This is a genomic window from Pyxidicoccus fallax (assembly GCF_012933655.1).
Taxonomy (GTDB): domain Bacteria; phylum Myxococcota; class Myxococcia; order Myxococcales; family Myxococcaceae; genus Myxococcus; species Myxococcus fallax.
This window is the reverse complement of record NZ_JABBJJ010000157.1, coordinates 1-19,264: the sequence shown is the minus strand read 5'-3', so window position 1 is coordinate 19,264 and position 19,264 is coordinate 1. Positions and strand designations below refer to the sequence as shown.

The following is a 19,264-nucleotide window of genomic DNA, read 5'->3' as shown; positions in this document are numbered from 1 at the left end:
CACACCTATTCCATGCTGCAAGAGCAACTAGTCTCGAATATCGGACTATCTCAGGCGCTAAGTCAGTTCGGCTTCTAGTCTAAGGAATCATGAGGGATATACCGCATGAGCTTCACATGGGACAATCTACTCACAAGCAAGCGCATCTCACGGCTCGATGCTCAACATGCGACATCCCCAGAAGAAGCAGATGCCGTCGAGCGGCGCACGGAGTGGGAGCGGGACTACGATAGAATCCTGTTTTCAACGCCCGTGCGCAGACTTGCTGATAAGACACAAGTTTTCCCTCTAGAGATTCATGATAGCGTTCGGACTCGTCTGACGCACAGTCATGAAGTCTCGAACCTTGCCCGTGCAATGGGCACATTTCTGGCTTATGGTTTTGGCCACACTCACACCATTGCCAACGCAGCTCGAATCCTGCCCCCCATTCTAGCAGCCGTTGGCCTTGCGCATGATCTTGGCAACCCACCATTCGGCCATCAGGGCGAGCGCACCATTCAGCAGTGGTTTGCAAAGCACTCCGATATTTTTGATTCCTGCAGTGTTTCCAAAAATGATCCGGAGAGACCGCAAAAACAGAAGGATATTGGTTCTCTCACGCAGGCGATGCGCAATGACTTCCTGAAGTTTGAAGGAAACGCACAAACCTTCAGGCTTTTAACTCGGCTTCAGACGGTCACCAATGACCGCGGCCTAAACCTCACCCTGGCCACGCTGGCTGCGGTACTCAAGTACCCAACCTCATCCGACAAGACAGACGACAGCCATCCCGCAACCAAGAAGCACGGCTATTTCCAGAGTGAGAGTGGTGTTATTTCCACGGTCTTTGAGCACACTGGACTCTCACAGGGGAAGCGGCATCCGCTCACATGGCTCATGGAGGCGTGTGACGACATGGCGTATCTGATTCTTGATGCCGAGGACGCAGTCAAAAAAGGCCTCGTATCAGTTTCCGACCTGTTTGCCTTTCTTGAGGCGGAAGCCCCCGACGATCCTCAAACAAGAAGCTTGGTCGAGTTCGGCAGAAATAAACACAGCGAGCATCGAGCGTACGGGCTCTCTCCTTCAGAGCTAAACGACAGCACCATGCAGAGATTTCGCGTCAACACCATTTCAATAATGGTCGATGCGACACTTAATGCATTTAGCAAAAATTACAACAACATCATCGCGGGCGATCATTCCAGCGACCTTATTTCGTGCAGTTCCGCCAAGAGCCTCGCAAAGGCTCTTAGACGGTTCGACTTTACGCATGCATATCGTCACAAGTCAGTGCTCGCGCTGGAACTCAAGGGTCATAATACGATCTATACGCTGATGGATATGCTATGGGAGGGGATAACAAGCCGGGAGAAATACGACGAGCCTGACTCGAAACGACAGACGCCCTTTGCCCAGTATGTGTACAGCCGAATCTCAGAAAACTATCGGAGGATATTTGAGGGCCGTACTCAGAGTTCCAAGGGGCTCCCAATTCGCTATCGGGAGGCGCAACTTCTGACTGACATGATTTCAGGCATGACGGACAACTACGTGCTTGCTCTGCATGCCGAATTGGAGGCGTTCCGAAGTGGACCTAGCGGTAGCAAATAGCCTGGACCTAGTCCGTCGTCGGGTGCGCTATGTCGTCAAGCACTACGCCCAAGGCGAACTTGCACCGTTTCTCTCGGACCTAGGTCAGTTGGGAGAGGTAGTGCTATTTGGAGGAGTCCTCCGAGACCTAGCCTTGAATTCGCCTTCAAACTTCCGCAGCGACGTCGACTTAGTTGTGGTTGCATCAAGCGAGCGCGCATTTGATAGATTTTTTAGCAATAAGAATGCGCGCATCAATCGATTTGGAGGGTACCGCCTTGCGTTGTCCGGCGGCAGTGTCGATGTATGGCCACTGCAACGGACTTGGGCGTTTAGAACAGGAGCTATCAATGGCTCATCTCCAAGAGATCTCATTAGAACAACCTATTTTTCTTGGGACTCCATTGCATATTCCTGGCAAACAGGTCGCATTCTGTGTCGCCCTGCATATCTCGAAGAACTCAGCAGTAGAATTGTCGATCTGGAGTTCCCTGACAACCCATATCCCTTAGGGGTCCTTGTCCGCACTCTTCGATTGATGACATCCCGCAGGGCAGGGCTAACTAATCGACTTGCACGACACACATATCGTCTCATGAAGATGTACAGCGTTCATGAAATTGTCAAAGCCGAGCGCCGAGGCTTTCCCCTTTCTTATCTCAGTGACGATGTTGTCGCTCAGTTGTCGGAGCTTATAATGGACTTCTTGCTTAGATCCGGCACGTCGCTCTCAATACTTAGTCCTAAATTGCTCACGCAGCTCGTTCTTCCCTTTTCGAAAGAAGTCCAGTTCCGTCAATCTATCCGCCAGGGCGAGTATTTTTGATTGCAGATTGTCTAGAGTTGCAGGACAGAATGGTTCTCGGAGACTAGAGCTTTGCGCGTGGAGTGGCCCGCACGCGGGCCAAGCCACCTTACTCGAGTGAGTCGCGCGCGTGACACCCTCAAGAAGAGGACCAATTCGGCGGTGCTGATTCGCGGGGGAGTGGTGCGCCCTCATGTCACCTTGGCTCTCGCTCAATTACGCCCAGTTCTTCGCCCGGTTCTGAAATCCGGACGAAGCACGCGAAACGAGGCGCGCGGACGGGGAGTATCGGCCCCACACCTCGCCGGGGCGCGGTAGCCTCGCCCCATGCGTCGCTCCTTCCCCCTCCTCCTCGCATTGCTCGCGCTCCGGTGCGCTCACGCACCGGAGTCGCCGCCCCCCGCCGAGCAACCCGTGGCCGCGGCCCCGCGGTGGCCCGAGCCCCAGCCTCCCGCGCTGCGGCTGCCCGACACCGTCCGGCCCGTCCTCTACCACCTGGACCTGAAGCTCCTCCCCGCCGAGCCCACCTTCTCCGGCACCGTCACCATCGACGTGGACGTCCGCGAGTCCGTGCGCCAGGTGTGGCTGCATGGCCAGGACCTGGAAATCACCCAGGCCCGCGTCGAGTCCGGCGCGCGCACGCTGGAGGCCCGCGCCGTCACCGCCAGCGAGGGCCGCCTCGGCCTGCTCCTTCCCGAGCCGCTCGCGCCCGGCAAGGCCCGCATCCACCTGTCCTTCACCGGCCACATCGACCGCGAGCGCAGCCGCGGCCTCTACGGCGTGGACGAGGGCGGTGAGCCCTACCTCTACACCTTCTTCGAGCCCGTGGACGCGCGCCGCGCCTTCCCCTGCTTCGACGAGCCCGGCTTCAAGGTGCCCTGGAAGCTGCGCTTCACCGTGAAGGCCGGCCACGTCGCGCTCGCCAACCACGCCATCGTCTCCAAGGAAGCCCTCCCGGATGGCCTCGAGCGCGTCACCTTCGCCGAGAGCCGCCCCATGCCCAGCTACCTCGTGGCCTTCATGGTGGGCCCCTTCGACATCGTCGACGCGGGCACCGCCGGGCGGAACTCGGTGCCGCTGCGCTTCATCGTGCCCAAGGGCCGCGGCCCGGAGACGGCCTACGCCGCCAGCGTCACCCCGCGCATCGTCACGCTGCTGGAGGACTTCTTCGACCAGCCCTACCCGTACGAGAAGCTCGACGTGGCGGTGGTGCCCCGCTACTGGGGCACCATGGAGCACCCGGGCCTCGTGGCGCTCGGGCAGCCCCTCACCCTCATCCGCCCCGGTGAGGAGACGCTCGCGCGCCGCAAGCACTACGTCACCATCGCCAACCACGAGCTGGGCCACTACTGGTTCGGCAACATCGTCACCTGCAAGTGGTGGGACGACATCTGGCTCAACGAGTCGCTCACCTCGTGGCTGGACCGCAAGACGGTGGACCCATTCGACCCGAGCTGGGGCTTCGCGCGCGAGGCCCGCATGAACGCGATTTCCTACGCCCTCAACTCGGACGCGCTCGCCTCCGCGCTGCCCGTGCGCAAGCCGGCGGACACCCACGACGACGTCCTCGGAGCGTTCGACAACGGCACCACCTACGCCAAGGGCTCGGCCATCATCGGCATGTTCGAGTCGTGGCTCGGGCCGGAGAAGATGCGCGACCTGCTGCGCGGCCACATCCGCAAGCACGCCTGGGGCGTGGCCACCTCCGAGGACTTCGCCACCACGCTCTCCGAGGCCGCCAGCCCCGACGTCGCCCGCGCCTTCCGCAGCTTCATCGACCAGGCGGGCGCCCCGTACATCACCGCCTCGCTCCAGTGCCGGCCCGGCACGCCCGCGCGCCTGAAGCTGTCCCAGCAGCGCTATGTGCCGGCCGGCTCCACCGCCAGCACCGCGCAGACCTGGTCCGTGCCGGTGTGCGTGCGCGCCGGAGTCCGGGGCGGTGACTCGCACCGCGTCTGCACGCTGTTGTCCGAGGCCACCGGCGAGCTGTCGCTGCCCATGCGGGACTGCCCGTCGTGGGTGCTGCTCAACGCGGACGGCGCCGGCTACTACCGCTCCGGCTACACGCGCGAGCAGCTCGCCCAGGTGCTGGCCGCGCCGCCCGGGATGCTGACGGTGGAGGAGCGCCTGTCCGTGCTGGCGGACGTGGAGGGCGCGGTGCGCAAGGGCGACCTGCCGCTGGGCGAGGCGCTGAAGCTCGTGCCCACCACCGCCGCCGACAAGGACCGCACCATCGTCCAGCGCGGGGCCCAGCTCCTCCAGTGGGTGAACGAGGACAGGCTGTCCGCGGCCGACCGCGCGCGCTACCGCAAGTGGGTGGGCGAGGTGTACGGCCCCCGCGCCCGCGAGCTGGGCTGGGAGCCGAAGCCGGGTGACAGCGACGACCTGAAGCAGACGCGCTCGCGGCTCTTGGAGCTGTCGACCTTGACTGGCGAGGACCCCACCCTCGTGCGCGAGGCGAGCCGGCTCGCGCGGGCGTGGCTCGCGGACCGCAAGGCGGTGAATCCGGAGGCGGTGCCCCTGGTGCTGGGCGTGGCGGCGCGCAACGGCGACCGGGCCCTCTTCGACGCCCTGCTCGCGGGGGCGCGCAAGGCGGAGGACCGCAACGAGCGCGCCCGGCTGATTGCCGCCATCTCCAACTTCCGGGAGCCGGCGCTGGTGCGCGAGGCGCTCGCCCTGGTGGTGGGCAACGAGCTGGACATCCGCGACACGCGGCCCCTGCTCATCGGCGCCTTCTCCATGCCCGAGACGCGCGAGCTGGCCTGGGCCTTCTACCGCGAGCACTTCGACGCGCTCGCGCAGAAGCTCCGCTCCGACGAGCTGGCCTGGTTCATCGGGCTGGTGGGCAACCTCTGCGGGGAGCAGCAGCTCGCGGAGGTGGAGTCCTTCCTCGGCCCGCGCGTGGCGAAGCTGGAGAACGCGCCGCGTGCCCTGGCCCGCGCCCGTGAGTCCATCCAGCTGTGCACCGAGTCGGACCGCCTCCACCGGCAGGGCGTGCAGTCCTTCCTGCGCGCCCCTCCCGGCGTGCCCGCGCCGACGCGGACGCGCTGACGTCAGCGCCGAGAAAACGCCACCCCGCGAGTCCGTCCCCCGACAGACTCGCGAGGTGGCCGCCACGGCGAATGACTGCCGCGGCATCTCTCTTCGTGAGAGCGCGGATGTTCGGCTCCACCCTCTTCGTGCGCCCTCGAGCTGGATACGCGGGAGCGTGATTTTCCTGGTCGTACCGGCGGTGCTTTCTCGCGCTCCCGGGCGGGGCTACCGTGGCGCCATGCTCTACGTCCTGGGCGGCGGGCTGCTGGCCCTCGCCGCGTTCCTCGGCTTCCGCTTCGTCCGTCGCGGCCTGCCGCCCTCTCCGAATGCCTGCGCGAAGTGCGGCAAGACGCGCGTGAAGCTCGCCGAGGAGGACGACGACTACTGGCTGGAGGAGGGCCAGCGGCGCGAGGAGCACCTGGGCACCGGTGACTTCGACGTGTGGTGGTGCGCGCCCTGCGAGGACGTCATCGTCGTCCGCAACGCCCGCTTCCAGCCCACCGTGGCCACCTGCGAGAAGTGCCGTGGCGTGATGACACCGGAAATCCTCGAGACGGTGCGGGCCGCCAGCTTCCAGCACGGCGGTGAACTCAAGGTGCAACTGAGTTGCGGCCATTGCGGCTTTTCCGAGCGCTTCATGCGCTACACGCCGCGCTTCTCCCGCCCCGCGTCCTGAAGCGCTTCGTCCCCGGGACGAGGCGCGCCGTGAATGCTTGTCATTCCATCGGTGAAGCGGTACCCCTTCCGCCACCTGATTCAGGATTCAGCGGAAGCCTTCTCAGAATCGACATCATGATGAACGCCGGCACCCAGGTGAGAGCCGAGCCGTACCTTCACTTCGTCGTGGGCGGAGAGCACTACGCCGCGCCCTCCGCGCGCGTGGCCGAGGTGGTACCCGAGGCGCACGTGGAGCCGGTGCGCGACGCGCCGCCCCACGTGCGCGGGGTGCTCGTCCAGGAAGGCCACCCCGTGCCGGTGGTGGACCTGTCCCGCCTGCTGGGCCAGGCGCTGCGCACGGTGAAGGCGCGGCCCACCGTGGTGGTGGCCCAGGTCCAGTGCTGTGGCGAGCCGCTGCGGCTGGGCCTCGCGGTGGATGGCGTGGGTGGCCCCCTGGAGCTGTCCTCTCGCGACGTGGTGCCCGCGCCCTCCTTCGGCGCCGCCGTCCCGGTGGACTTCCTGGTGGGCATGGGCCGGCACGGCGAGGGGCTCGTCCTCCTGATGGACGTGGAGCGCGTCCTCTCCGAGCCCCAGCTCCACACCGCCCTGAAGCTCGTGTCCGGCTCCGGGCCGTCACACCGGAGCTGACACACACTCGCTCCTACGTCGTCTCCTGCTGTACGCTGCGTGACGTTTTCGGTTGCCTGCCCGCCGCCCGGGGCCACATGCAGGGGAAGGCCCCGAAGGGGTCACCTGTTCATCGGCGTCGGCGCCCCTGCCCAGGGCTCGGTGCCCCTACCGTAGACGTCAACGAGGAGAACGGATGTCCCGCTTCACATGGCTTGCCGCGGTTTTCGTGCTCACCTGCCCGCTCTGGGCCCAGGCGAGGCCGGCGGCGGACGAAACGGCCCGCGTGTACGCGGCCGAGGCGCTGAAGCAGGCCTCTTCCCCCCGGGGCGCCGCCATGCTGCTGCGGCTGCACGACCTGGTGGACGACGTGGAGGACCTGACGCCGCTGCTCAGCACCTATGCCCAGGTGGCGTCGCGGCGCACGTCGGACCCGAACACGCGCGCCACCGCGCAGATGCTGCTGCTGGACACCGAGCGCGCCCGCGGCCGGCTGGTGCGCGCCAACGAGGTGCGCCAGTGGCTGGGCTTCGTTGGCGACTACTACGTCGTCGGCGGCTTCGAGAACGAGGGCAAGGCCGGGTGTGACACGGACTTCGGTCCCGAGGCGGCCAACCTGGACCTGTCCGCCACCTTCGCGGGCGCCAAGGGCCGCGAGGTGTCCTGGCGCAAGCTGACCGCGCAGCCGGCCGACGGCTACGTGGACCTGTCCACCGCGGTGCGCCCCAACCGCGAGGCGGTGGCCTACGCCCTCACCTGGCTGGAGGCGCCGCAGGAGACGCGCGTGGCCATGGGCGTGGGCACCTCGGGCGGCTTCCGCCTGTGGGTGAACGGGCAGCTCGCCGCGAAGGAGGACCGCTACAACCTGCCGCGCCCGGACCAGTCCCGCGTGTCCGTGAAGCTGCGCAAGGGCCTCAACCGCGTGCTCATCAAGGTGTGCCAGGAGTCCGGGCCGCTGGGCTTCTACCTGCGCCACGAGTCGCCCTCCGTGCGCGCGTCGCTGCCCGCGAAGGCGCCCGCCCTGGAGCGCGGCGCCGCCCCCGCGCCCCAGCCGCTGCCCACCCTCACCTCCGCGCTGCGCGCCCAGGTGGAGAAGAACCCCAACGACGCCGAGCTGCGCGGCGACTACGCCCGCGTGCTGGGCTTCTTCCGCGCCTATGACGAGCGCGAGCACACCGCCACCGTGGAGGCCACGCGCGCGGCCGAGGCCGCCCCGCAGAACGCGGCCCTGCAGCTGCTCGCCGCCCGCGAGCAGCGCGACGACCTCAACGAGCGCCGCCGCTTCCTGGAGGCCGCGCTGAAGGCGGACCCTGCTTCCGCCGAGGCCCGCGTGGCCCTGGCCGACCACGAGCTGGACCGCGGCCACCCCGAGCGCGTGCCGGACCTGGTCAACCCCGTGCTGGCGAAGGACCCGGACTCGGTGAACGCCCGGCTGATGCTGGCCCGCGCGCTGGAGGCGCTGGGTGAGCGTCCGGCCGCCCACGCGCAGGTGGAGGAGGCCTTCCGCCGCCAGCCCCGCGTGCCCCGCGCGGTGCGCGCCGCCGCGCAGGCGTCCCGTCAGGTGGGCCGCAACCGCGAGGCCATGGACCGCATGCGCGTGGTGCTGGCGCTGCGCTTCGACGACAGCGGCACGCGCCGGGGGCTCGCCTCCATGCTGGCGGACGCCGGCCAGGTGGAAGCCGCCCAGCGTGAGTACACGCAGCTCGTCACCCTCAACCCCTTCGACAACGGCGCCCGCGTGCGGCTGGCCGAGCTGAAGGCCAACAACGGCGCGGTGGAGGAGGCGGTAGCCCTCTTCGCCGACGCCCGCGCGCTGTCCCCGGACGAGCCCGAGGTGTACGAGCGCGAGGGCCGCGCCCTCCTGGCCGCCGGCCGCCGCGAGCCGGCGCTGGCCGCCTTCGAGCGCTCGCTGGCGCTGCGCCCGCAGAACCCCGGCCTGAAGGAAGCGCTGCGCGCCCTCAAGGGGGAGACGACGGGCGCCGGCCTGCAGTACCTGGTGGACGCCAAGGGCGTGGCCAGGGAGGCCGAGGCCTACGTCCACGAGGACGCCGTGTACCTCGTCGACAGCACCTACGTGCGCGTCCAGAAGAGCGGCCTGTCCAGCCGGCTGCACCAGATGGCGGTGAAGGTGCTCAACCAGCGCGGCGTGGACGCGTTCCGCACCATGCCCGTCACCTACTCGCCGGACCGCCAGGAAGTGCGCGTGCTGAAGGCCCGCGTGGTGAAGGCGGACGGCTCCGTGGTGGAGAGCTACGGGGAGAGCGACCGCAACATCAACGAGCCGTGGACGGGCATGTACTACGACGCCCGCGCCAAGGTGCTGTCCTTCCCCTCGCTGGCCGCCGGCGACACGCTGGAGCTGACGTACCGGCTGGACGACACCGCGCAGGAGAACCTCCTGTCCGACTACTGGGGTGACGTGGAGAGCGTGCAGGGCGTCTACCCGAAGGTGCGCTTCCAGTACCTCGTGGACATGCCGAAGGAGCGGCCCCTCTACTGGAACAAGAGCAAGCTCAACGGCGTGCAGAGCGAGCAGGAGAACCTGGACGGCGGGCGCGTGCTCTACAAGTGGAACGCCAGGCACGTGGCCAAGGTGGTCCCGGAGCCGGGCATGCCGGGCTGGGCCGAGGTGGCGCAGAACCTCCACGTGTCCACGTACAAGACGTGGGACCAGGTGGGCCGCTACTGGTGGGGCCTCGTGCGGGATCAGCTCCAGCCCAACGCGGAGCTGCGCCAGACGGTGGACCAGGTGCTCAAGGGCGTGGACCGCAAGGACGAGCTGGCGGTGGTGCGCGCCATCTACAACTTCGTGGTGACGAACACGCGCTACGTGGCGCTGGAGTTCGGCATCCATGGCTTCAAGCCGTACCGGGTGGACCGGGTGCTGGCGCGCCGCTTCGGTGACTGCAAGGACAAGGCGAGCCTCATCCACTCCATGCTGCGCGTGGCGGGCGTGGACAGCCGGCTGGTGCTGCTGCGCATGCGCAACCTGGGCGCCATCGGCGAGGAGCCGGCGAGCCTCGCGGCCTTCAACCACGCCATCGCCTACGTGCCGAAGTACGACCTGTACCTGGACGGCACGGCGGAGTTCCACGGCGCCAAGGAGCTGCCCAGCGCGGACCGGGTGGCCAACGTGCTGGTGGTGGAGCCGGACGGCCAGAGCACCTTCCTCACCACGCCGGAGGCGAAGGCCGAGGACAACGCCACGAAGCTGACGCTGGACGTGGACCTGCGCGCGGACGGCAGCGCGGAGGTTTCGGGCTCCAGCACGGTGAGCGGCCAGACGGCGCCGGACTACCGCCGGGCGTACCGGCCGGAGGCCACGCGCAAGTCCACCTTCGAGCGCGCCTGGGCGCAGAGCTTCCCCGGCCTGACGGTGCGCGAGGTGAAGCTGAGCGACACCACGCGGCTGGACGACGACGTGGCGCTGGACTTCAAGATGGGCATTCCGCGCTACGCCGAGGTGATGCCGGGCGCCATGCGCTTCCTGCCCTTCGGCACGGGCCGCACGTACCAGCAGGCGTACGCGTCGCTGGCCGAGCGCCGCTTCGACCTGCAGATGCAGGGCCCGTGGCTCAACAGCTTCACGCTGCGCTACACGCTGCCCGCCGGGTGGACGGTGGCGGAGCTGCCGCAGGCGGTGGAGGAAACCACCCCGTTCGGCTACGTGAAGCTGCGCTACCGGGTGGAGGGCGGCAAGCTGGTGGCCGAGGGTGACATGGCCCTCACCGCCGCGCGCGTGAAGGCGGAGGACTACGCCGCGTTCCGCGAGTTCCTCGGCCGCGTGGACCGCGCCTTCATGCGCCGGGTGCTCATCCAGGCTCCCGGCAACCGCACCGCGTCCGCGACTCCGTAGTTCCGACGGCGCGCCGCCGCGGGTGGATGCGCTCCACCCGCGGCGGCGCCCCTTCCCTACGGCTCCGATCTCCGGCTTCCGGCGACCCGTCCCTCCTCGGGCGCTCCGCCCATCGCCGCCACGATGATGCGGCCGGCGACCGCGGGCTGCTGCAACTGCCCCATCCGCAGCGTGTTGACGGAGAAGACGAGGCGCCGCCGCAGGTCTCGCGTGGCCCCCACTCCGTTGTTGTAGCCGTGGCGGTCTCCGCTCTTGCCCCAGACGGTGACGCCGTTGATGACGAAGCGCGCGAGCCCCGCGCTGTAGTTGGCCCGGCCCCCATCCACGCTGGGCAGGTCCGGAACGGTGAACAGCTCCTCCATCTGCGCGCGAGGCAGCAGCCGCCCCGCGAAGAGCGCGACGATGAAGCGGTCCACGTCGGACAGGGTGGAGATCATCTCCCCCGCCGCCCAGGGCACGGACTGGCTGGCCTCGGTGACGTCGATGAGGCACTGCCCCTGGTAATCGATGGCGCCCGCCGGGCACCCCGTCTCGTCACGGTCGACGACCTGGTAGCCGCGCGCATGAGGCCCGTCGATGTCCACCTCGTTCCCCGGCACCGACGTGTCCCGCAGGCCCAGGGGACGCAGGATGCGCTCGCGCACCTCGTGCCCGTACGGGTTCCCGGTGACCTTCTCGATGAGCAGCCCCGCGATGAGGTAGCCGATGTTGCCGTAGTCCTGTTGCTCTCCGGGGTCGAAGCGGGGCCCCTGCGCGAGCGCGAGGTTGACCAGCTCCAGGGGCCGGTAGCGGCGGAACCGGTTCTCGCGGAACCACTCCCACTCCTTCTGCGGCACCGGCACGCCATTGAGTCCATGGGTGTGATTGAGCACCTGCCGCACGGTGATGGGCTTGAAGACACCGGCGGGCAGCAGCCCCGGCAGGTAGTGCTGGACGGGCCGGTCCAGGTCCACGCGGCGCTCGGCGGCGAGCTGCAGCACGACGGTGGCGGTGAACATCTTGGTGATGCTGCCGATGCGGAAGCGGCCGTTGGGATTCACCGGCGCCCCGGTGACGACGTCCGACACCCCGGACATCCCGAGCCAGTGGCTCCCCGGCCCGCTCACGCGGACCATGGCGCCCGTGATGTCCGCGTCCGGCAGGTTCGCGATGGCCTGCCGCAGCGCCTCGCGATTCAGGGGCGGCAGCGGCGAGTGTCCGACCTCCAGGTCCGCCTCGCCCACGTCCAATCCGCCCACCTCCCGCTCTGGCGCCTCCGGCCCACAGGCGGGATTCAGGAAGCTCGCGAGCAACGCCATGCCAACCCGCAGACCACGGTTGAGGACAGCCATGTTCCATCTCCAGTGAGGGACGGCCGCCGGCTCCGGCCGCGGGAGGGGAACACCGTCCCCTCACGGAGCTGTCACTGAATGGCGGAAGTCAGGCCTGGGCGAGGAGCCCGCCCAGGAGCTTGCGCACCTCGCCCGGCCCGTTGACGCGGTAGGCCGCGCGCGTGGGCTTGTTGCCCGCGTGAATCGTGAGCCCACCCTCGGGAACGGACGCGAAGAGGTCCTCGTCCGTGCGGTCATCGCCCATGGCCACCACCAGCGTGCCCGGAGGCAATCCCGCCGTGGCCTCGCCCACCACGCGGCCCTTGTGCACGCCCTTCGGCCGCACCTCCACCACCCTGTCGCCGGGGAGGATGTCCAGCGGCTGGTCCCCGAACAGCTCGGCCAGGTGCAGGCGCAATTCGCGCGCCTGGAGGGCGCCGAACTCCGGGTCCACCAGCCGGTAGTGCCAGGCCAGGGACGCCGTCTTCTCCTCCACGAACGAGCCCGGCACCCGCGCGGAGAAGGCGTCCAGCACCCGCCGCACGGGCCCCTTCCAGTCGAAGGACACCCCGTCCAGCATCCGCCACTGCTGGCCCGGGCGCGTGCGCGACCACAGGCCGTGCTCCGCGTGCAGGCCGATGGGCAGCGCTCCGAACCACTCCTCCAGCGTCTCCCGGGGCCGGCCGCTGACGATGCTCAGGGACGTGTTCGGCCGCGCCAGCAGCTTCGCCAGGAGCTCCCGCAGGGCATCGTCGGGCGCGGCCAGCTCCGGCCGGGGGGCGAAGCCCACCAGGGTACCGTCGTAGTCCAGTAGCAGATGCAGCCGGGGTGCCGCCTTCATCCGCTCCAGCACCTCCGGGCCGCCCGCCGTCTTCTGCTCCGCCACGGCGGGCAGTCCCTCCAGCCGCGTGAGGAAGGAGGACGTCCACCAGTGGACGTCCTGTTCCTTCACCTGGACGCGCAGGGCCCGCATCCGCTTGCGGCGCTCGTCCTCGGACATCTCCAGCGCCTCTTCAATCGCGTCCGCCATGGCCTCCACGTCGAAGGCGTTGACGATGAGCGCGCTGCTCATCTCCGCGGCGGCGCCGGCGAACTCGCTGAGCACCAGCACGCCGTCCTCGTCCGGGCGCGCCGCGCAGAACTCCTTGGCCACCAGGTTCATGCCGTCGCGCACCGGGGTGACGAGCATGACGTCCGCGGCCCGGTACAGCGCCACGAGCTGCCGCTCGTTGAAGGAGCGGTAGAGGTAGTGCACGGGCACGTTGTGGACGCCGCCGTACAGGCCGTTGATGCGCCCCACCAGCTCGTCCACCGTCTCGCGGTAGGCGGCGTACGCCTCCACCTGGGTGCGGCTGGGCACCGCCACCTGGACGAAGCGCAGGCGCCCGCGCCAGGCGGGCTCGCGCTCCAGCACGCGCTGCACCGCCAGGAGCCGGCGGGGAATGCCCTTGGTGTAGTCCAGCCGGTCGATGCCCAGGAGGATGCGCTGGCCCTCGGCCTTGCCGCGGATGGTGGCCACCTCCTCCAGCACGCCCGGGTCGTTCGCGAGCGTCTCGAAGGCCGTGGCGTCGATGCCCATGGGGAAGGCGCCCACGCGCACCTGGCGGCCCTCCCAGATGATGCGGTCGATGTCCGTGTCCGGCCCCAGGTGGCGCAGCAGCGCGCCGGAGAAGTGCCGCACGTAGCTCACCGTGTGGAAGCCGATGAGGTCCGCGCCCAGCAGGCCCTTGAGCAGCTCCTGGCGGCGGGGCAGCGTGCTGAAGATTTCCGACGACGGGAAGGGAATGTGGTGGAAGTAGCCGATGCGCGCCTCGGGCAGGCGCTGGCGGAGCATTCCGGGCACCAGCATGAGCTGGTAGTCGTGCACCCAGATGGTGTCCCCGGGCCGGTACTGCTGGGCCACCAGGTCGGCGAAGCGCTCGTTGACCTTGCGGTAGACCTCCCAGTCCCGGTCCTGCCGGGGGATGCGGTCCAGCATGTAGTGGCAGAGCGGCCAGAGGACCCGGTTGGAATAGCCCTCGTAGTAGCGGTTCACCTCGCTGGCGCTGAGGTACAGCGGCACACAGCGCAGGTTGGCGAGCTGGGACTCCACCTGGGCGCGCTGGGCGTCCGTCAGGCGGGACACATCTCCCGGCCAGCCAACCCAGACGCCACCGGAGCGCTCATGCGGGCGGCTCAGGCCGGTGGCCAGCCCTCCCATGCTGCGGACCACGGTGACGCCGTCCTTGTCCGCCTTGACGGTGACAGGGAGGCGATTCGAGACGAGCAGGAGTCGGGACATAGGCTCTTCACGCTTATTCATTCCCTCCTGGAATGGCCATCGTTGAAACGGGCAGCCTGCTGTCTGGTGGACCCTCGGGTCCGCCCGGAGGGCCCCAGCCCAGCCGGGACAGGAGCGTCGGCTCGCGGCCGGGCTTCCACACGAAGGCGTCCAGGACGTAGTGCGTGGCCTGCGGCAGCGCCAGCAGCGGCACCACGAGCGCGAGCAGATCCGCCGGCAGCTCCAATGAGCTGGGCCCGAAGAGGGTGGAGCGCTCGTGCCAGATGAGCCAATCCCAGAGCAGCTCCTCCGCCAGGGCCAGCGCCACCAGGAAGAGCACGAAGCCCGGCAGCCCCGCCCGCAGGAGGGTGCCGCCCACGCCATAGCCCCCTTCCGCGCGCCGCCCCCGGGCGTAGCGGAACAGCAGCGCGAAGTAGGGCACGCCGTGAAGCAGGACGTTCAGCACCGTGAAGGCGAAGTCATCGCGCGCCACGACGATGCCGCCGAACCACGCCACCCAGGTGGCGGCCACGAGCAGCACCTTGCCTGCCTGCACGCCCTCCCCCCGGGCCACGCGCACGGCCTGGAAGCCGGCCCAGGCCACGAGGACGGCGGCATGGACGGCCAGCGCCACCGTGCCCGCCTCCCGGGGCAGGCCCGCGAGGAAGTCGCCCTCCACGAACCACCAGAAGCTCCGGGGGAGGTTGGCGTGCCACCAGACGACGGGCCCCAGGGTGGCGGCGTAGATGGCGGCGGCGTCCAGGCGGCGCTCCAGGGCGGAGGCGCGGGCCTTGCGGCCGTAGAGGGCCACCCAGCCGTACTGCTGGCGGACGAAGTGGGTGAGGGCCACGTACGCGAACAGCGTCCAGAAGGCCCCGGGGGATACGAGGTACGCGGCCACGCCCGCGACGTAGGCGGCGAGCGGCGCGCCCAGGTAGAGCCCGGGCCGGCGGCGCAATTCGTCCGCGTCCAGGTAGGTGCGGAACAGCGTGGACCAGACGTGGGCCACGTCCACGCAGACGACGAAGAGGACCCAGGCCCACAGCGGAGTGTCTCCCACCGCGCCCAGCCAGGGCGCGGCGAGCACGAAGAGCACGGAGACGAGCGCGCTGCCGGCGAAGACGGTCAGGTCCACTCCCGGGCCGAACAGCCAGCCCTGGGAGGGGGCGAGAAGACGAGGCATCGGAGGCCGCAGGCTAGCACGGCATCAGGACCGCGGGTCCGCGCCTCGAAGGGCCTCGGGGAGCGGGAAGGTGGCGCTCGCGCCCGCCAGTCCCGCCTGGATGGAGTGCTGCCAGTAGGCCATGCCCGCGGCGAGCGTCACGCCCTCGGTTCCGGGCAGGCCGCGCAGCACGCGGTCCCCGCTGACGATGAGGGCGCGCACGGCGGGCAGCGCGAAGCGCCAGCGGCTCTTGGGATAGCCGAGCGCATCCGCGTACGTGTCGCCGATGAGATAGCGGCTGAGCGCGTAGGTGATGGAGACGAAGCGCTCGGTCGCGAGCCGCTCGGAGCGCGTCTTCGCATCGCGCAGGGGGCTCTCCAGGAGAGCGCGGGCCAGCGTCCGGCTGTCCTCGTCGGGCGGCGCCTGGGTCATGGTGATGAGCCCCCAGAGCACCTCGGCCTCGTGCTCGCTGGTGGAGAGCAGCTCCTCCTCGGTGCCGAGGACACGGCCCACGTGGCGCCACAGGTGCAGCAGATCCTCGCGCTCGTCTCGCGACAGCGTGACGCCGAGCTGCTGGAGCCCCTGGGCCAGCACGTGGCTGAAGAGCAGCACCGTGCCGGCCATGTCCACCTGGTTGATGGGAGTGCCCCAGTCCTCCGCCTTCCAGCGCGGGTCCTTGGACAGCAGGTGGCGCACCTGGGCATGCATGAGCCGCACGCGCACGCTGGTGCGCCAGCCCTCGTGCCCCGGGCGCATTCCGTCCCGCTCGCACACGGCCTGGACGAAGCGGCCGGTCTCCGCGAGGCGCCGGGCCGCCGTCTCCTGCAGGCGTCCGCTGAAGATGAGCGGCTTGTTGCCGGCGGGAGAGCAGTAGCCGCCCACCAGCGACTTGAGCCCCAACACCATGCCGGACAGCACTCCGGCCCTCATGCACACCGCGCCGCCTCGCGCCGCCCGCTCGAAGTCCACCCAGAAGGGCACGTCCGAGCAGTGCGCCACCAGCGCGGCCAGTGCCTCGGGCACTCCCTCCGACGGGCCATGCAGCGCCGCCTGGATGGCTTGCTCGCGCGCTCGTGGCCCACGTTCCGCGAGGGCGGCCACGGCCGCGTCGGCGAGCGGGTCTCCCCGTGTGAGGAAGCGGCCAAGCCGGTCCACCCGCTCGCCATGGCGGGCACGGGCCTCGGTCAATCCGACGTAGCGCGAGGGAAAGGTCATGTCTTCAGCGGATAACGGGCAGGCCCCTCCCTCGCAGCACCGGCCCCGACAGGACTTCAGCGGCGACCGTCGCATCCAGTAGGCGGGCTTTGGCCCCCTCCCTTGGAGGCCAGCCCTCAGCGCGGCGCTACCGCACCACGATGTTGACGATCTTGTCCGGCACGACGATGACCTTGGCCACCGTCTTCCCGCCCTCCAGCTGCCGGACGACGTTGGGCAGCGCCAGGGCCTGCTCTCGCACGGTGGCCTCCGGCGTGCCGCGCTCCACCTCCAGGTTGCCGCGCAGCTTGCCGTTCACCTGGACGGCGTACGTCACCACCGCGTCCACCGTGAGCGCCACGTCGAACACGGGCCACGCCTGCTCCAGCAGGAAGCCCTTGCCGCCGAGCCGCTCCCACGCCTCGTCACCCAGGTGCGGCGCGAAGGGGCCCACCAGCTTCACCAGCGTGACGAGGTCCTCGCGGGTGCCGCCCTTCGACGTCAGCTCGTTGGTGAAGGTCATCAGCGCGGCGATGGCGGTGTTGAACTGGAGGCGCTCCAGGTCCGCCGTCACGCGCTGAATCGTCTTGTGGCGCAGCCGCTGGTGCGGGTCCCCCTCGGGAGCGCTCGCCGTCGCGTGCTCCTCGACGAGCCGCCAGACGCGGCGCAGGAAGCGGCCGCAGCCCTCGATGGCGCGCGGGTCCCAGGGCTTGGACAGCTCGAACTCGCCCATGAAGAGTTCATACAGGCGCAGCACGTCCGCGCCGTGCTCGGCCACCACGGTGTCCGGGTTCACGCCGTTGAGCTTGGACTTCGCCATCTTCTCGACCTGGACGCTCAGCTTCTCGCCGGTGGCGCGCAGGAAGGCGTCCTCGCCACGCAGCTCCACCTCGGACAGCTCGTGGTAGTGGGCCGTCGCGTCCTGGTACGTGTACGCCAGCACCGTGCCCTGGTGGCGCAGCTTCTTGAAGGGCTCCTTCGTGGTGACGTGGCCCAGGTCGAAGAGCACCTTGTGCCAGAAGCGCGAGTACAGCAGGTGCAGCACCGCGTGCTCGGCGCCGCCCACGTACAGGTCCACGTTCATCCACTGCCGCTCGGCTTCTTTCGACCAGGGCTCCTTGTCGTTGGTCGGGTCGAGGTAGCGCAGGTAGTACCAGCACGAGCCGGCCCACTGCGGCATGGTGTTCGTCTCGCGGCGGCCCGGGCCTCCACACTGGGGGCAGTGCGTGTTCAGCCACTCGGGGATGGTGGCCAGCGGGGACTCGCCGGTGCCGGAGGGCTCGTAGCGCTCCACCTCGGGCAGGGTGACGGGGAGCTGGTCCTCGGGCACGGGCACCGCGCCGCACTTCGCGCAGTGGATGATGGGGATGGGCTCGCCCCAGTAGCGCTGGCGCGAGAAAATCCAGTCGCGCAGGCGGTAGCTCACCGTGCGGCGGCCCTGGCCTTTTGCCTCCAGCGTGGCCGCCACCCGCTGCTTCACCTCGGCGGTGGGCAGGCCGTCCAGCTCGCCCGAGTTCACCGCGACGCCGGCCTCCGTGAAGGCCTTGCCGGACTCGGGCTCGGAGCCGTCCGCCGGGCGTACCACTTGACGGATGGGCAGCCGGAACTTCACGGCGAAGTCATGGTCTCTCTGGTCGTGCGCGGGCACGGCCATGATGGCGCCGGTGCCGTAGGTGGCCAGGACGTAGTCGGCGATCCAGATGGGGACGCGCTCGCCGTTGATGGGATTGATGGCGTGGCTGCCCGTGAAGGCGCCCGTCTTGTCCTTCGCCAGCTCGGTGCGCTCCAGGTCGCTCTTGAGGCGCGCGGCGGCCTGGTAGTCCGTCACCGAGGTGCGCTGCTCCGGCGTCGTCAGGGGCTCGACGAGCGCGTGCTCGGGCGAGAGCACCAGGTACGTGGCCCCGTGCAGCGTGTCCGGGCGGGTGGTGAACACGCGAATCTCCGCGCCCGCCGCCGGGCCGTCCGCCACGCGGAAGACCACCTCGGCGCCCTCGGAGCGGCCAATCCAGTTGCGCTGCATGGCCAGCGTGGACTCGGGCCAGTCCACATCGACCAGGTCCTCCAGCAGGCGGTCCGCGTACGCGGTGATGCGCAGCATCCACTGGCGCAAGTCCTTGCGCTCCACCTGGGTGCCGCAGCGGTCACACCGTCCGCCAGCAGCCTCCTCGTTGGCGAGGCCCGTCTTGCAGGACGGGCACCAGTTGATGGGCATCACGCTTTCGTAGGCGAGGCCCTTCTTGAACAGCTGGAGGAAGATCCACTGGGTCCACTTGTAGTAGCGCGGGTCGGTGGTGTTGACCTCGCGCTCCCAGTCGTAGGCGAAGCCCACCGAGTCAATCTGCCGGCGGAAGTTGGAGATGGCCTGCTCGGTGGTGACGCGCGGGTGGATGCCCGTCTTGATGGCGTAGTTCTCGGCGGGCAGGCCGAAGGCGTCCCAGCCCATGGGGTGGAGCACGTTCCAGCCCTGCATCCGCTTCCACCGCGTGAGCACGTCCGTGGCCGTGTAGCCCTCGCAGTGCCCGACGTGTAGCCCCGCTCCGGAAGGGTACGGGAACATGTCGAGCGCGTAGAACTTGGGCTTCTTCGGGTCGAACGTCGTTCGATGCAGGCGGGCCTCGCGCCAGCGCGCCTGCCACTTCGGCTCTACCTCACGGGGGTCAAAGGGCATGGTTCCTATTTAGTACGCCCGTAGCGGCGGATTCCTGACCTGACCCGAGGGGTCGGTGTCACCCGGGCGACGCCCCCGGGATGCGATATGAACCCCACCTCATGCGCGGCCCCCCGC

General features: G+C 68.8%; 10 protein-coding genes. 5 read left to right on the top strand and 5 right to left on the bottom strand.

Translation table 11 applies throughout. From position 1 onward, the window contains the following. Positions 1-105: 105 nt before the first annotated feature. From dgt to HG543_RS28890, 5 genes are all read left to right on the top strand, one after another. The gene (dgt, locus tag HG543_RS28910; RefSeq protein WP_169348116.1) at positions 106-1,596 is read left to right on the top strand and encodes a dGTP triphosphohydrolase; all 1,491 of its coding nucleotides are present in this window, start codon (positions 106-108) and stop codon (positions 1,594-1,596) included. 1,111 nt (positions 1,597-2,707) lie between these two features. Next, on the top strand, positions 2,708-5,431 hold the full coding sequence (locus HG543_RS28905; RefSeq protein ID WP_169348115.1) for a M1 family metallopeptidase: 2,724 nt from the start codon (positions 2,708-2,710) through the stop codon (positions 5,429-5,431). A gap of 157 nt (positions 5,432-5,588) precedes the next feature. Continuing rightward, positions 5,589-6,089, top strand: coding sequence for a hypothetical protein (locus HG543_RS28900; protein ID WP_169348114.1), 501 nt, complete (start codon positions 5,589-5,591; stop codon positions 6,087-6,089). Positions 6,090-6,205: 116 nt separating this feature from the next. Continuing rightward, positions 6,206-6,718, top strand: a complete 513-nt coding sequence (locus tag HG543_RS28895) for a chemotaxis protein CheW (RefSeq protein ID WP_169348113.1) — start codon at positions 6,206-6,208, stop codon at positions 6,716-6,718. A 175-nt stretch (positions 6,719-6,893) separates the two neighbouring features. Next, the gene (locus HG543_RS28890; protein ID WP_169348112.1) at positions 6,894-10,553 is read left to right on the top strand and encodes a DUF3857 domain-containing protein; all 3,660 of its coding nucleotides are present in this window, start codon (positions 6,894-6,896) and stop codon (positions 10,551-10,553) included. A 56-nt stretch (positions 10,554-10,609) separates the two neighbouring features. On the opposite strand, the gene HG543_RS28885 is transcribed toward HG543_RS28890, so the two are convergent. The 5 genes from HG543_RS28885 to leuS form a co-directional block, all read right to left on the bottom strand. Further along, positions 10,610-11,884: a serine hydrolase domain-containing protein gene (locus HG543_RS28885; protein WP_169348111.1), complete on the bottom strand. Its 1,275-nt coding sequence runs from the start codon at positions 11,882-11,884 to the stop codon at positions 10,610-10,612. Positions 11,885-11,972: 88 nt separating this feature from the next. Next, positions 11,973-14,144, bottom strand: a complete 2,172-nt coding sequence (locus HG543_RS28880; protein ID WP_169348110.1) for a bifunctional alpha,alpha-trehalose-phosphate synthase (UDP-forming)/trehalose-phosphatase — start codon at positions 14,142-14,144, stop codon at positions 11,973-11,975. Between the two features lie 13 nt (positions 14,145-14,157). Beyond that, entirely contained in the window at positions 14,158-15,306 is a 1,149-nt protein-coding gene (locus HG543_RS28875; protein WP_169348109.1) for a hypothetical protein, read from the bottom strand. Positions 15,307-15,330: 24 nt separating this feature from the next. Beyond that, a complete protein-coding gene (locus tag HG543_RS28870) occupies positions 15,331-16,500 on the bottom strand; it encodes an oxygenase MpaB family protein (RefSeq protein ID WP_169348108.1) in 1,170 nt (389 codons plus the stop codon). A gap of 127 nt (positions 16,501-16,627) precedes the next feature. Further along, a complete protein-coding gene (gene leuS / locus HG543_RS28865; protein WP_169348107.1) occupies positions 16,628-19,147 on the bottom strand; it encodes a leucine--tRNA ligase in 2,520 nt (839 codons plus the stop codon). Between the last annotated feature and the right edge of the window lie 117 nt (positions 19,148-19,264).

Bases quoted from the DNA above. Each gene is read 5' to 3' on its own strand.
- dgt (WP_169348116.1), top strand. From the start codon at position 106: ATGAGCTTCACATGGGACAATCTACTCACAAGCAAGCGCATCTCACGG.
- HG543_RS28905 (WP_169348115.1), top strand. From the start codon at position 2,708: ATGCGTCGCTCCTTCCCCCTCCTCCTCGCATTGCTCGCGCTCCGGTGC.
- HG543_RS28895 (WP_169348113.1), top strand. From the start codon at position 6,206: ATGATGAACGCCGGCACCCAGGTGAGAGCCGAGCCGTACCTTCACTTC.
- HG543_RS28890 (WP_169348112.1), top strand. From the start codon at position 6,894: ATGTCCCGCTTCACATGGCTTGCCGCGGTTTTCGTGCTCACCTGCCCG.
- HG543_RS28885 (WP_169348111.1), bottom strand. From the start codon at position 11,884: ATGGCTGTCCTCAACCGTGGTCTGCGGGTTGGCATGGCGTTGCTCGCG.
- HG543_RS28880 (WP_169348110.1), bottom strand. From the start codon at position 14,144: ATGTCCCGACTCCTGCTCGTCTCGAATCGCCTCCCTGTCACCGTCAAG.
- HG543_RS28875 (WP_169348109.1), bottom strand. From the start codon at position 15,306: ATGCCTCGTCTTCTCGCCCCCTCCCAGGGCTGGCTGTTCGGCCCGGGA.
- HG543_RS28870 (WP_169348108.1), bottom strand. From the start codon at position 16,500: ATGACCTTTCCCTCGCGCTACGTCGGATTGACCGAGGCCCGTGCCCGC.
- leuS (WP_169348107.1), bottom strand. From the start codon at position 19,147: ATGCCCTTTGACCCCCGTGAGGTAGAGCCGAAGTGGCAGGCGCGCTGG.